Annotated in this window: 14 protein-coding genes; 11 read left to right on the top strand and 3 right to left on the bottom strand. The window is 71.6% G+C overall.

Going from position 1 to position 13,662, the window contains the following annotated elements; all coding sequences use genetic code 11:
• The first annotated feature begins 33 nt into the window (after nucleotides 1–33).
• Nucleotides 34–468, top strand: a complete 435-nt coding sequence (gene rbfA, locus HQQ85_RS04015) for a 30S ribosome-binding factor RbfA (protein ID WP_173181191.1) — start codon at nucleotides 34–36, stop codon at nucleotides 466–468.
• 156 nt (nucleotides 469–624) lie between these two features.
• Here rbfA and HQQ85_RS04010 read toward each other — a convergent pair whose 3' ends face one another.
• From HQQ85_RS04010 to HQQ85_RS04000, 3 genes are all read right to left on the bottom strand, one after another.
• Complete coding sequence (locus HQQ85_RS04010; protein WP_173181190.1) at nucleotides 625–2,067, bottom strand: HNH endonuclease signature motif containing protein; 1,443 nt, start codon at nucleotides 2,065–2,067, stop codon at nucleotides 625–627.
• A 164-nt stretch (nucleotides 2,068–2,231) separates the two neighbouring features.
• Complete coding sequence (locus tag HQQ85_RS04005; protein ID WP_173181189.1) at nucleotides 2,232–3,110, bottom strand: A/G-specific adenine glycosylase; 879 nt, start codon at nucleotides 3,108–3,110, stop codon at nucleotides 2,232–2,234.
• Between the two features lie 35 nt (nucleotides 3,111–3,145).
• A complete protein-coding gene (locus tag HQQ85_RS04000; protein ID WP_173181188.1) occupies nucleotides 3,146–3,760 on the bottom strand; it encodes a hypothetical protein in 615 nt (204 codons plus the stop codon).
• 56 nt (nucleotides 3,761–3,816) lie between these two features.
• Between HQQ85_RS04000 and truB the strand changes: the two genes are divergently transcribed.
• The 10 genes from truB to HQQ85_RS03950 all read left to right on the top strand — a co-directional run bounded on the left by truB (nucleotide 3,817) and on the right by HQQ85_RS03950 (nucleotide 13,620).
• Nucleotides 3,817–4,872: a tRNA pseudouridine(55) synthase TruB gene (truB, locus tag HQQ85_RS03995; RefSeq protein ID WP_173181187.1), complete on the top strand. Its 1,056-nt coding sequence runs from the start codon at nucleotides 3,817–3,819 to the stop codon at nucleotides 4,870–4,872.
• The gene (locus HQQ85_RS03990; RefSeq protein ID WP_173181186.1) at nucleotides 4,869–5,237 is read left to right on the top strand and encodes a hypothetical protein; all 369 of its coding nucleotides are present in this window, start codon (nucleotides 4,869–4,871) and stop codon (nucleotides 5,235–5,237) included. Before truB ends, HQQ85_RS03990 begins: the two co-directional genes overlap by 4 nt.
• 25 nt (nucleotides 5,238–5,262) lie before the next feature.
• The gene (locus HQQ85_RS03985; protein ID WP_173181185.1) at nucleotides 5,263–5,676 is read left to right on the top strand and encodes a hypothetical protein; all 414 of its coding nucleotides are present in this window, start codon (nucleotides 5,263–5,265) and stop codon (nucleotides 5,674–5,676) included.
• The gene (locus HQQ85_RS03980) at nucleotides 5,673–6,611 is read left to right on the top strand and encodes a bifunctional riboflavin kinase/FAD synthetase (protein WP_173181184.1); all 939 of its coding nucleotides are present in this window, start codon (nucleotides 5,673–5,675) and stop codon (nucleotides 6,609–6,611) included. The genes HQQ85_RS03985 and HQQ85_RS03980 overlap by 4 nt, the downstream gene beginning before the upstream one ends.
• Complete coding sequence (locus HQQ85_RS03975) at nucleotides 6,598–7,869, top strand: MFS transporter (protein WP_173181183.1); 1,272 nt, start codon at nucleotides 6,598–6,600, stop codon at nucleotides 7,867–7,869. Before HQQ85_RS03980 ends, HQQ85_RS03975 begins: the two co-directional genes overlap by 14 nt.
• A gap of 123 nt (nucleotides 7,870–7,992) precedes the next feature.
• On the top strand, nucleotides 7,993–9,015 hold the full coding sequence (gene deoC / locus HQQ85_RS03970; protein WP_371741752.1) for a deoxyribose-phosphate aldolase: 1,023 nt from the start codon (nucleotides 7,993–7,995) through the stop codon (nucleotides 9,013–9,015).
• Between the two features lie 9 nt (nucleotides 9,016–9,024).
• A complete protein-coding gene (locus HQQ85_RS03965) occupies nucleotides 9,025–10,467 on the top strand; it encodes an aldehyde dehydrogenase family protein (RefSeq protein ID WP_173181181.1) in 1,443 nt (480 codons plus the stop codon).
• On the top strand, nucleotides 10,464–11,327 hold the full coding sequence (locus HQQ85_RS03960) for an aldehyde dehydrogenase family protein (RefSeq protein WP_173181180.1): 864 nt from the start codon (nucleotides 10,464–10,466) through the stop codon (nucleotides 11,325–11,327). Before HQQ85_RS03965 ends, HQQ85_RS03960 begins: the two co-directional genes overlap by 4 nt.
• 118 nt (nucleotides 11,328–11,445) lie before the next feature.
• Nucleotides 11,446–12,981, top strand: a complete 1,536-nt coding sequence (locus HQQ85_RS03955) for an SDR family oxidoreductase (RefSeq protein WP_173181179.1) — start codon at nucleotides 11,446–11,448, stop codon at nucleotides 12,979–12,981.
• A 30-nt stretch (nucleotides 12,982–13,011) separates the two neighbouring features.
• On the top strand, nucleotides 13,012–13,620 hold the full coding sequence (locus tag HQQ85_RS03950) for a GDSL-type esterase/lipase family protein (protein ID WP_173181178.1): 609 nt from the start codon (nucleotides 13,012–13,014) through the stop codon (nucleotides 13,618–13,620).
• Nucleotides 13,621–13,662 lie beyond the last annotated feature (42 nt).

Below are 13,662 nucleotides of genomic sequence, written 5' to 3'. Positions count from 1 at the left end.
TCGGAGATCTCGGATTCAGAGAGAGGGATGATCATGGCTGATCCGGCTCGTGCCGCCAAGATGGCGGACCGCATCAAGGTCATCGTGGCGAAGCGCCTCGAGAAGGGCATCAAAGACCCGCGGCTCGGGTTCGTCACCATCACGGATGTGCGGGTCACGGGTGACCTGCAGCACGCGTCGATCTTCTACACGGTCTACGGCGACGACCAGGAGCGGGCCGACTCGGCTGCGGCTCTGAAGTCGGCGACCGGCATGCTGCGCAGCGAGGTCGGCAAGAACATCACGGCTCGGCTGACTCCGTCGCTGGAGTTCATCGCGGACGCGCTGCCGGAGAACGCGAAGGTGCTCGGCGATCTGCTCGCTCAGGCGCGCGCTCGTGACGCCGAGGTCGAGGGCCTGGCGAAGAAGGCGCAGTACGCCGGCGACGAGGACCCCTACGTGAAGCCGAAGGTGATCGAGGAGGACTAGCTTCTCCTCTGCACCCCGGTGCATTCCGGTGCACCCCGGTGTGAATGGCCCTGCCTCGAGAGAGGTGGGGCCATTCGTGGTTCCGGGCGCGACGACGCGCCGAGGTGCAGCGGGGCGCTGGGGGAAACCGCGGGCCGGCGTGGTCGAGCGGGGTCGTCAGTGTGGGGGTGGGTCGGGGGGTTCCGCGGTGAGGGAGTGGAGTTCGGGGGTGGTCGTGTAGGTGGCGCCTCGGGGGCTCGTCCAGTGGAGGGCGCGGGTGCCGTCGCGGGAGGGGGTGACGTGCCAGCCGCCCTCGTGCTTGAGGTGGTGGTGGCGGGAGCAGAGGTGCGCGAGGTTGTCGGGGGTGGTGCGGCCGCCCTCGCTCCAGGCGTGGGTGTGGTCGAGTTCGCAGCGGTCGGCTCGACGGCCGCAGCCCGGGAAGCGGCAGGTCTCGTCGAGCAGGGTGAGCACGGTGCGCACCACCGGGGAGGCGCTGTAACGGTGTTCGGCATCCTGAGGGTCCGGGCCGGCGGTCGGGTGCGTGGGGGAGACGGAGTTGAGGGTGGGGGTGATGTTCGTCGCTCCACCCGCTCCGTCGGACGCGGTGCTCCGGCGGCGGTGCCGCGTGACGATCGTGGTGGCGGCGCCGCCGGTGCTGCTTCCGGTGCTGCTTCCGGTGCTGCTTCCGGTGCTGCGGGCGGCGGTGGGTGCCGCGGCATGGAGGAGGGTGGGAGCGAGGCGCGCCAGGCGACGGGCGGTGCGAGGGTCGATGGGGCCGTAGCCGTGGAGGGAGGCGGGGGCGTCGTCGGAGCCGTCGAGGGTCGAGGCCGCGATGGTGACGAGCACCGTGGGGACCAGCGTCGGGCGGTCGCCGCGGGCGAGGACGAGGTCGGTGAGGGCGTCGCAACGGCGCTGGGCATGGGTGCGGCCGTCGTCGTCGGAGCGGGCGGCTCGGGCCACGCGGTCGATCAGGTCGTCGATCGCCAGGGCGTCGACCGCGGGCAGATGGTGCAGGATCGTCGCCATGCCGTCGCACTCGGGGGTGACCGCGACGTATCGTTCCTCGAGGGCGGCGCGGGTGCGCGTGACGATCGACTCGGGGTGCAGGCGTTCCCGTAGGCGGCGGGCGCGGTCGTCGAAGCGGTGAGCGGGGAGCGACTCGGCGTGGGGGAGCACCTCGCGCTCGAAGGCGGCCCGGGCATCCGCGGGAATCGTGAGGGCGTGGGCCACCAGCGACTTGGCGTGGGCGTACGAGATGGCACCCGAGGCGAGTCGCGACAGTGTCAGGGGGAGTTCGGTCACGAGGTGCTCGGCGTCGTCGATCATTCGGGCGACCGTGCGTTCGCTGCGCTTGGTCGCGCAGGCCACTTCGACGACCAGGCGGCGGTGGGCCCACTCCCGGCCGGCGGCGGTGGCGGCGCTGCCGTCGGCGCGCGACATCTGCTCGGCCAGCTCGGCCACCCGGGCAAGTCGGCGCACGCGGAGCGCCTCGGCCGCGGCGATCTGAGCATCGGCGGCTCGAACATTCTGAATCGCCGCATCGAACTGAGCACCCAGCGAGTCGACGCGCGGGGCGTCGAAGGCCGGGGCCTCAGTGAAGGCGACGGACGAACTGTTCATGAGGTTAATTCAATCAGAGACCACCGACATTGGACTCTGTGACCCGGCCATGATCCTCGAGGGCAAGCGCGGAGCGCGCGGCAGCACCTAAGACTGCCGCGCGCTTCGCGCTTGCCGACGATGGGCATGGGTCGCCTTCCAAGGGACAGCGCGACCAGGAGGAACTAAGGGAGGGCGTAGACGTCGTCGGAGTGGGTGATCAGGAGGCCGTCGGACAGGAGGCCGGACAAGGCGCGGCCTAGGCGAGCGGAGTCGGGGAGGGCATCACTCAGAGCGGCGTGCGGAACCGGGTCGGGGGAGGCTCTGAGGACGCCGAGGACGATGCCGCGTGCCTGGCGGTCCGAGCCCTCGTACTTCTTCTGCACCGGTCGGCGCGCGACGGGCGACTCGGGGTAGCCCGCCGCCCGCCAGGAGCACAGGTGCGCCACGGGGCACTCCGAGCAGCGCGGGGCGCGAGCCGTGCAGACGAGGGCCCCGAGCTCCATCATCCCGGCGTTGAAGCGCGCCGCGGACGAGTCTGACTCAGGCAGCAGCGCCGTCATCGCCGGCAGGTCACGGCGGGCATTGGGGGCGGCGGCATCCGGCGCACCCTCGATGGCCCGCGCGATCACCCGGCGGATGTTCGTGTCGACCACGGGGTGCCGGTCACCATACGCGAACACGGCCACCGCCCGCGCCGTGTAGTCACCGACCCCGGGCAGCGACAGCAGCGACGGCACGTCGCGCGGCACCACCCCGTCGAACCGGGTCGTGATCGCCACCGCGCACGCGTGCAGGTTCAGCGCCCGTCGCGGATAGCCGAGCGACTGCCACGCCCGCACCGCATCACCGGCGGGAGCTGCGGCCAGCGCAGCGGGCGTCGGCCACCGCTCGAGCCACTCCTCCAGCCGCGGGATCACCCGCACCACCGGCGTCTGCTGCAGCATGAACTCGCTGACGAGCGTGCCCCAGGCCGTGAATCCGGGCCGTCGCCAGGGCAGGTCCCGCGCCGCGGTCGCGAACCACGAGACCACCGCCGTCGAGAACGGTGTCGGGGAGGGCATCCTGACAGCCTAGATCGAGGCGCGAGCCCGGGGCGTCAGCAGCTGTCGGCGAAGCTGCGACGCGGATGCTCGGGCGAACTCACATCGATGATGGCGCTCGCCCCGAACCGTGGCCCGGCCTCGGCCTGGTACAGCGCATCCGCCCCGAGCACCTCGGGCGGCAGCTCGGCGTTCCGCCCCTCGAGGTAGGCGGTGAAGTTGAGCTGCCCCCGCAGGCCCGGACGCTGCAGGAACGGCCCGTCGAGCACCAGCACGGCATCCGCCGGAGCCGTCAGCCAGCGCGCCTCGGCCGGAACGTCGCGCGCCGCGTCGAAGGCGGTGGTCTGGAAGCCGGTGCTGCCGGCCATCCGGAACGGCTCGATCAGCACCCGCTTCAGCGTGTCGACGTCGTAGCGGTCGAGGTAGTAGCCCTCGGGGGAGTCTGGGCCGAGGCGGAGGCGCTCGGAGCGGGGCCGCTGGAAGTCGTCGAGCGAGGCCCGCACCGCATCCACCCCCGCGCGCTCGAAGGCGGCGGCGAGCTCGTCGGCGAAGCCACGGGTGTGCTCGACGCCGTCCACCCCCACGATCACCCGTCCGAGGCGGTAGTTGTGACGGATCTCGGCCGCGAGCGTGTCCGCGTAGACGCTGGCCGGGGTAGCGGGTTCAACCATGCTCCGAGCCTACGCTCGCGCACCTGTTAGCGTGTCAGCGTGAGAAAGCCCCAGGTGTGAAGAGTCCGACGAGCACGGCCAGCGGCATCCTCCTGGTCGACAAGCCGGCCGGCCGCACCAGCCACGACGTCGTCGGCCGCACCCGGCGCCTCGCCCAGACGCGCAAGGTAGGCCACGCGGGCACTCTCGACCCGATGGCCACCGGGCTGCTGATCCTCGGCCTGAACAGCTCCACGAGGCTCCTCACCTACCTGGTGGGCCTCGACAAGGAGTACCTCGCCACCATCCGCCTCGGCGCCTCGACCACCACCGACGACCGCGAGGGCGAGCTCGTCGAGCGCGCAGCAGCCCAAGCCGTCCAGGGTCTCGACGACGAGCAGGTCGACCGCGCCCTCGACGCCCAACGCGGCACGATCGAGCAGGTGCCGAGCTCGGTCAGCGCCATCAAGGTCGACGGCCAGCGCGCCTACGCCCGGGTGCGCGCGGGGGAGGACGTGGTGCTGAAGAGCCGCACGGTCACCGTGTCGGAGCTCGAGGTGCTCGGCAGTGGACGCCGAGGGGCCGACGACGACGGGCATCCGGTGCTCGACGTCGACGTGCGGGTGGTCTGCTCCTCGGGCACCTACATCCGCGCGATCGCCCGCGACCTGGGCGTGGCCCTCGGTGTCGGCGGTCATCTCACCAGCCTCCGGCGCACCCGCGTGGGCCCGTTCTCGGTGACGGATGCTCCGACCCTCGACACCCTCGACGCCCTCGTGGAGGCCGGCGAACCGCTCCCGCTCCGCGCACCGGCCGACGTGGCCCGCTCCCTGTTCCCCGTGCTCGACGTGGACGGCCCCGCCGCCGCCGCCCTCGGCCACGGGCAGCGCATACCCGTGGGTGACGACGTGCCCTCGGGCCCGGTCGCCGCCGTCACCGCCGAGGGGCGCTTGGTGGGCCTCGTCGAGCGCGCCGGGGCCTCGGCCAAGAGCATCGTGAACTTCCCGCCGGACGAGTACGCACCCACGCCCGATGAAGCCCCCAGCCCCAGCCTCACCCCCAGCCCCAGCCCCAGCCCCAGCCCCAGCCCCAGCCCCAGCCCCAGCCCCAGCCCGACCGAGGAGACCCCGTGATCGAGTGGTTCACGATCGTGCAGGTGGCCGTGGCCGTGCTGGCGGGCATCCTGTGCGTGGTGCTCGGTCTGGCCGGACGGAAGCCCACCGACCTCACGATGGGCGCCACCGCCCTGGTCGAGGTGCTGCTGATCGTGCAGCTCGTGATCGCCATCGCCGCCCCCGCCTTCGGCAACACCCCCTCCGGCGACCCGCTGGAGTTCTGGGTGTACCTCGTCTCGGCGGTGCTGCTGCCCGTCGCCGGCGGCTTCTGGGCGCTGGTCGAGCGCAGTCGCTGGAGCACGGTGATCCTGGGCGCGGTCTGCCTCGCCGTGGCGGTGATGGTCTACCGCATGAACGTGATCTGGTTCGTGCAGGGAAGCTGACCGGGTGCCATAAACTTCTAGAGCCATGGCTCACGACACCCTCGCCCCGACCCCGCCCCGCACCCGAGCCCGCGGCATCGGCCGGGTGCTGATCGCGGTCTACGCCATCCTGGCGCTCGGAGCGACCGGCCGCTCGGTCGTCGAGATCATCGGCAAGTTCGACCAGGCGCCGTTCGCCTACACGCTCTCCGCGGTGGCCGCCGTGGTCTACATCATCGCCACCGCCGCGCTGATCATCCCGGGGCGGGTCTGGTACCGCATCGCCTGGATCACGATCACCTTCGAGCTGATCGGCGTGCTCACCGTCGGCACCCTGAGCCTGTTCCTGCCCGAGCTGTTCGCGAAGGCCTCGGTCTGGTCGTGGTACGGCGCCGGGTACCTCTTCATCCCGCTCGTGCTGCCGGTGCTCGGCATGCTGTGGCTGCGGCGCACCCGGTGAGGGCCTACCACTCGCTGGCCGAGGTGCCCGAGGGCTTCGGTCCGGCCGCCGTCACGATCGGCAAGTTCGACGGGGTGCACGCCGGCCACCGCGCGGTGATCGCCGAGCTGATCGACGTGGCGGGCAGCCGCGGCCTGACGAGCGTCGTGATCACCTTCGACCGCCATCCGCTCGCCCAGCTCGACCCGTCCCTCCGGCCCGAGGCGCTGCTCGGCAACGCCCAGCGGCTCGAGCTGCTCGAGGAGACGGGCGTCGACGTCACGATCTTCCTGCCCTTCGACGAGGCGCTCGCCTCGATGACCCCGCGCGAGTTCGTCGAGACGGTGCTCGCCGGCGTCTGCCGCACCGAGGTCGTCATGGTGGGGGAGGACTTCCGCTTCGGCGCCAAGGGCCGCGGCACCATCGACACCCTGCGCGAGCTCGGGGGCGAGTTCGGCTTCGACGTCGACCTGATCCCCGACGTGCGGCCCGCCGAGGAGCGCAAGGTCTCCTCGACCTGGATCCGCGAGCTCCTCGCCGAGGGCGACGTCGAACGCGCCTCCGAGCTGCTCGGCCGCGCCCCCACCGTGCGCGGCATGGTCGTGCACGGCGCCAAGCGCGGGCGCGAGCTCGGCTTCCCGACCGCCAACCTCTCACCCGAGTCCGAGGGGCTCATCCCCGCCGACGGCGTCTACGCCGGCTGGTTGACGGATGCCGGGCGGCGCTACCCCGCGGCGATCTCGGTCGGCAACAACCCCACCTTCGACGGCGTGCCGCAGAAGCAGGTCGAGGCCTACGTGCTCGACGAGGACCTCGACCTCTACGACCACGTCGTCGACGTCTCCTTCGTCGCGCGCATCCGCGGGCAGGTCAAGTTCACGGGCATCGACCCCCTGATCGCCCAGATGGACGACGACGTGCTGAACGCCCGGCGCCTGCTCGATGACGCCCGCTGACCGGGGCGCCGCCGGTGTGCGGCCGCTCTGGCAGGGCCGCACCGTCGCGCTCCTCGCCGTGGTGCTCGTCGGGCTGAACCTCCGCACCGCCGTCGCCGCGCTGTCGCCCATCTACGACCGCATCGGCCAGGACTTCGCGATCGGCGCCATCGGCATCGGCTTCCTCGGCACCCTGCCGCCCGTGAGCTTCGCCGTGGTGGGGCTGTTCGCCCCCGCCCTGCACCGGCGGTTCGGCGTGGAGCGGGTGATGGTGGTGGCGATCGTCGCCATCCTGCTCGGGCACCTGGTGCGGGCATCCTCGGGCTCGTACCTGGTGCTCGTGCTCGCGAGCGCCGTGACCTTCGCGGGCATGGGCGTGGCGAACGTGCTGCTGCCCCCGCTCGTCAAGACGTACTTCCCCGACCGCATCGGGCTGCTGACCGCGCTGTACGCGACGATCATGGCGATGGGCGCGACCCTGCCGCCGCTGGTCGCCGTGCCGGTCGCCGACGCCAGCAGCTGGCGGGTCTCGGTGGGCATGTGGGCCGTGTTCGCGGTGCTGGCGCTGGTGCCGCTCGTGACACTGCTGGCGAGACGGATGCGCGATCGGCGCGATGCCGCAGACGGCGCCGCCCCGGCAGACGCCGCAGGCCGGCCCGGGCCCGTCGATGTGCCCGTCGAGCGCCGCAAGGGCTTCGGCCGCGTGCTCCGTTCGCCGGTCGCCTGGTCGCTGATGCTCGTCTTCGCCCTCACCTCGGTGAACGCGTACGCCATGTTCGCCTGGCTGCCGAGCATCCTGACCGACGTCGCCGGGGCCTCCGAGGCCGAGGCCGGTGCGCTGCTGTCGCTGTTCTCGGTGATGGGGCTGCCCGCCGCCCTGCTCGTGCCGATCCTCGCGACGAGGATGAAGACCGTCGGCCCGCTGATCGCCGCCGGCGTCGTGTTCTACCTCGTGGGCTACGGTGGACTGCTGCTCGCCCCCGGCGGACCGCTCTGGCTCTGGGTCGCGTTCATCGGGCTCGGGCCGCTGCTGTTCCCGCTCTCGCTCGTGCTGATCAACCTGCGCACCCGCACGCACGAGGGATCGGTGGCGCTGAGCTCGTTCGTGCAGTCGATCGGCTACGGCATCGGCGCCCTCGGGCCGCTCGTGGTCGGCGTGCTGCACGACACCACGGGCGGCTGGACCGTGCCGCTGCTGTTCCTGGTCGGCACCGCCCTGGCGCTGACCGTCAGCGGTATCGTGGTGGCCCGGCCGCGCATGCTCGAGGACGAGTGGTAGCACGACCGGTCGCAGCGCGGTGATTCGCCGCGCATCCGGTGGTCATGCAGGGCCACATGAGAGAATCGACGGATGCGGCACGACCGGACGGGTCGTGGCCGCGAAGGATTGGGAAGTGACCTCGTGACGATAGAAAGAGCGGTCAGCCCCGCGCAGCGCGCCGTGGAGGTGCTCGGCGGCGACCTGACCGAAGCCACCCTCAAGCGGTACCTCGACGGCCTTCCCGGCGTCGATACCGTCGGACTCGAGCAGCGCGCCGCCTCGCTCGGCACGCGCTCGATCAAGACCACGTCGAAGGCCTGGGCCCTCGACCGCATCATCGAGCTGATCGACCTCACCACGCTCGAGGGCGCCGACACCCCCGGCAAGGTGCGCTCGCTCGTGGCCAAGGCCCTGGTTCCGGATGCGGGGGACAACTCGACCCCGCGGGTCGCCGCCGTCTGCGTCTACGGCGACATGGTGCCGTACGCCGTCGAGGCGCTGGGCGACGCCCACGCCGCCGGCCGTGTGACCGAGCCCGGCGACGGGCTGATCAACGTCGCCGCCGTCGCGACCGCCTTCCCCTCGGGCCGCGCCTCGCTTCCGGTGAAGCTGGCCGACACCGCCGACGCGGTGGCCGCCGGGGCCGACGAGATCGACATGGTGATCGACCGCGGTGCCTTCCTCTCCGGCCGCTACGGCCAGGTCTTCGACGAGATCGTCGCGGTGAAGGAGGCCTGCCGCCGGGCCGACGGCTCGTTCGCGCACCTCAAGGTCATCCTCGAGACCGGGGAGCTGAACACCTACGACAACGTGCGCCGGGCATCCTGGCTCGCCATCCTCGCGGGCGGCGACTTCATCAAGACCTCGACCGGCAAGGTCGCCCCGGCCGCCACGCTGCCTGTCACGCTGCTGATGCTCGAAGCCGTGCGCGACTGGAACCGCCTCACCGGCGAGAAGATCGGCGTCAAGCCGGCCGGCGGCATCCGCTCATCGAAGGACGCCATCAAGTACCTCGTCACCGTCGCCGAGACGGTGGGCGAGGAGTGGCTCCAGCCGCACCTGTTCCGCTTCGGGGCCTCGAGCCTCCTCAACGACGTGCTGCTGCAGCGGCAGAAGCTCAGCTCCGGGCACTACTCCGGCGCCGACTACGTCACGATCGACTAGGACCACACGATGTCATTCCTCGAATACGCCCCGGCCCCGGAGTCGACGGCGATCCTCGACCTCAAGCCCGAGTACGGCCTGTTCATCGACGGCGAGTTCACCCCCGCCGCCGGAGAGTCGTTCCTGACGATCTCGCCCGCCACCGAGAAGCCGATCGCGCGCATCGCCAACGGCACCGAGGCCGACGTCGACCGCGCCGTGGCCGCCGCGCGCAAGGCCTACGAGAAGACCTGGTCGCGCATGTCGGGCCGCGACCGCGGCAAGTACCTGTTCCGCATCGCGCGCCTCGTGCAGGAGCGCGCCCGCGAGCTCGCCGTCGCCGAGTCGCTCGACAACGGCAAGCCGATCAAGGAGAGCCGCGACGTCGACGTGCCGCTCGTGGCGGCCTGGTTCTTCTACTACGCCGGCTGGGCCGACAAGCTCGAGTACGCCGGCGTCGGCGCGAACCCGCGCTCGCTCGGCGTCGCCGCCCAGGTCATCCCGTGGAACTTCCCGCTGCTCATGCTGGCGTGGAAGATCGCGCCCGCCCTGGCCGCCGGCAACACGGTCGTGCTGAAGCCCGCCGAGACCACGTCGCTCACGGCGCTGCTGTTCGCCGAGATCCTACAGCAGGCCGACCTCCCGGCCGGTGTCGTCAACATCGTCACCGGTGCAGGTGAGACGGGCCGCGCGCTCGTCAACCACCCCGACGTGAACAAGGTGGCTTTCACCGGCTCCACCGCGGTCGGCCGCGAGATCGCGCGCTCCACCGCGGGCACCGGCAAGAAGCTCACCCTCGAGCTCGGCGGCAAGGCGGCGAACATCGTCTTCGACGACGCGCCGATCGACCAGGCCATCGAGGGCATCGTCAACGGCATCTTCTTCAACCAGGGCCACGTCTGCTGCGCGGGCTCGCGGCTGCTGGTGCAGGAGTCGATCCACGACGAGGTCGTCGAGCGCCTGAAGTCGCGCCTCGAGACGCTGCGCGTCGGCGACCCGCTCGACAAGAACACCGACGTGGGCGCCATCAACAGCGCCGAGCAGCTGGCGCGCATCCGCGAGCTGAGCGAGATCGGCGAGGCCGAGGGCGCCGAGCGCTGGAGCCCGGCGTGCGAGCTGCCCGAGAACGGCTTCTGGTTCGCCCCCACGATCTTCACCAACGTGTCGACCAGCCACCGCATCGCCCGCGAGGAGATCTTCGGCCCGGTTCTCTCGGTGCTGAGCTTCCGCACCCCGGCCGAGGCGATCGCCAAGGCCAACAACACCCCCTACGGCCTCTCGGCCGGCATCTGGAGCGAGAAGGGCAGCCGCATCCTGGCCGTGGCCGACAAGCTGCGCGCCGGCGTGATCTGGGCCAACACCTTCAACCGCTTCGACCCCGCGTCGCCCTTCGGCGGCTACAAGGAGTCGGGCTACGGCCGCGAGGGCGGCCGCCACGGTCTCGCCGCATACCTGAAAGAAGGCGCACGATGAGTGGCCACGTCTCCGTTCCCAAGACCTACAAGCTCTACGTCAACGGCGCCTTCCCGCGCAGCGAGTCGGGCCGCGTCTACGAGGTGGTCGACTCCAAGGGCCGCTTCCTCGCCAACGCCGCCCAGGCCTCGCGAAAGGATGCGCGTGACGCCGTCGTGGCCGCACGCGCCGCCGTCGGCGGCTGGTCGGGCGCCACCGCCTACAACCGCGGCCAGGTGCTCTACCGCGTGGCCGAGGTGCTCGAGGGCCGCCGGGCGCAGTTCGAGGACGAGATCGTCAAGCAGGAGGGCGTGTCGGCCTCCGCCGCTCGTGCCCAGGTCGACGAGGCCATCGACCGCTGGGTCTGGTACGCCGGCTGGACCGACAAGTACGCGCAGGTCGCCGGCAACGCGAACCCGGTCTCCGGGCCGTACTTCAACCTCTCGGTGCCCGAGCCCACCGGGGTCGTCGCGATCGTGGCGCCCCAGGACTCGGCTCTGCTCGGCCTCGTCAGCGCCGTGGCGCCCGCGCTCGTCGCCGGCAACACCGTGGTGGTCGTCGCGAGCGAGGCGCATCCGCTCTCGGCCATCACCCTCGGCGAGGTGCTCGCCACGAGCGACCTGCCGAAGGGCGTGGTCAACGTGCTGACCGGATCGCCCGCCGAGTTGGCGCCGTGGCTCGCGAGCCACGCCGACGTGAACGCGCTCGACCTCGTCGGTGCGTCCGCGCTGGAGTGGATCGACCTCGAGATCGCCGCGGCCGAGACGCTGAAGCGCGTGCTGCCGCCCGAGGAGGGGCCGGACGCCGCCGCGCCGAGCCTCGCCCGCATCGGGGCGTTCACCGAGATCAAGACGGTGTGGCACACGAAGGCGCTGATCTAGCGCTGGGCTGATCCGACGCGGCCCCTCGTGGGGCACCGGGGCGAGCGGCCGCTGACCGTTCGCCCCGAGGGCGGCGCCTCCGGCCCGCCGTGGCCGTGCGAGGTCTAGCGTGGGCAGCATGACCTCCCCACGCTTGGCCCTCGTCACGGGCGCGACCGGCTACATCGGGGGGCGTCTCGTTCCCCGCCTGCTCGACGCGGGCTTCGACGTGCGCGTGCTCGTGCGCACGCCCGAGAAGCTGCGCGACGTGCCCTGGGCCGGGTCGGTCGACATCGTCAAGGGCGACCTCGGCGACGCCGAGTCGCTCCGCGCGGCGGTCGAGGGCGTCGACGTCTTCTACTACCTCGTGCACTCCATGGGTGGCACGGGCGACTTCGAGAAGGCCGAGGAGGCCTCGGCGAAGAACGTGGCCGCCGCGGTCGCCGACGCCGGCGTGAAGCGCGTCGTGTACCTCGGTGGGCTGCACCCGGAGGGCGGGAAGCTGTCGCCGCACCTGCGGTCGCGGGTCGCCGTCGGGCGCATCCTGCTCGACTCGGGTGTGCCCACCGCCGCGCTGCAGGCGGGCGTCGTGATCGGCTCCGGCTCGACCTCGTTCGAGATGATCCGGCACCTCACCGACGTGCTTCCCTACATGCCGGCACCGAAGTGGGTGCGCAACCACATCCAGCCGATCGCCGTGCGCGACGTGCTCTACTACCTCGTCAAGGCCGCCGAGCTGCCGCCCGAGGTGAACCGCACCTTCGACATCGGCGGCCCCGACGTGCTGCGCTACGGGCAGATGATGAACGGCTACGCGCTCGAGGCGGGGCTCGCCCAGCGGCCGATCGCCGCGCTGCCCGTGCTGACGCCCTGGCTCGCCTCGCAGTGGGTGAACCTCGTCACGCCCATCCCGCGCGCTCTGGCCATCCCGATCATCGCGTCGCTGCAGTTCGACTGCGTGACGCACGAGCACGACATCCGCGGCTACATCGACGACCCCGAGGGCGGGCTCACCCCGTACCGCCGGGCCGTGCGGCTCGCGCTGGGGAAGATGAAGGCCGGCGAGGTCGAGACCAGCTGGCAGGACGCCTTCGTGCCCGGTGCCGTCAGCGACCCGCTGCCGAGCGACCCCGACTGGGCCGGCCACACCGTGTACCTCGACGTGAAGCAGCGCACCACGCCGGCGCCGGCCGACGAACTCTGGCGCGTGATCGAGGGCATCGGCGGCGAGAACGGCTGGTACTCCTTCCCGATCGCCTGGGCCGTGCGCGGCTGGATGGACAAGGTCGTCGGCGGAGTCGGCCTCCGCCGCGGCCGCCGGAGCCAGACCGAGCTGCACACGGGCGACGCGCTCGACTTCTGGCGCGTGGAGCAGATCGACCGCGGGTCGTTCCTGCGGCTGCGCGCCGAGATGAAGGTGCCGGGCGGCGCCTGGCTCGAGATGCGCGCCACGCCCTCCGACGACGGCGGCTCGATCTACGACCAGCGCGCCATCTTCTTCCCACGCGGGCTCGGCGGTCGGCTGTACTGGTTCGCGATCCTGCCGTTCCACGGTGTGATCTTCAACGGCATGGCCAACCGCATCACCGAGACCGCGCTCCTCGCGGCGCGGAAGGACGCCGCGAAGGCCGGTTCGGTGAAGTCGGCCGGAGCGGGGATCGTCGCCCCCGGCTAAAATGGGGATCTACTTCACCTGGAGGTGCGGATGTCCGGAAAGCCCAAGACCGTCTTCGTCGGAGACAGCCTGATCGAAGGCGGCCGCTGGCAGGAGTGGTTCCCCGAGCTGGAGGTCGTGAACCTCGGCGTCGGCGGAGACACCACCGAGGGTCTGATCGCCCGGCTCGACGAGGTGGCGGCCGAAGACCCCGACACCGTCGTGCTGCTGATCGGCACGAACGACGTGGCGAACCGCCGCGGTATCGAGCAGGTCGTGCGCGGCATCGAGACCGCGCTCGCGAACATCCGGGCCGCGCTGCCCGACGCGCGCATCCTGGTGCAGTCGGTGCTGCCGCGCGGCGCCGAGTACGCCGAGTTCGTCAAGGAGATCAACCGGCACGTCTGGCAGTTCGCCGCCACCGTGCGCGCGCACTACCTCGACCTCTGGCCCGTCATGGCCGTCGAGTCGGGCGAGCTCAACCCCGACTTCACCGAAGACCGCCTGCACCTGAACGAGGAGGGCTACAAGGCGTGGCTCTCCGAGCTCGAGCCCGCTCTCGAGCGGGTGCACGACCTGCCGCCGTCGAGCCGGCCGATCCGGCTGCCCGAGCTGCACGCGCAGATGGCCGCCGAGCAGGCGAAGCGGGCCGAGCAGTAGCAGTAGCAGCAGCAGCAGCTGCGGCGCGGGCGATGGCCTGCG

It is taken from the genome of Herbiconiux sp. VKM Ac-2851 (genome assembly GCF_013205105.1).
GTDB lineage: Bacteria > Actinomycetota > Actinomycetes > Actinomycetales > Microbacteriaceae > Herbiconiux > Herbiconiux flava.
Note: the sequence above shows the minus strand (reverse complement) of the source record. Positions and strands in the feature narration are given on the sequence as shown.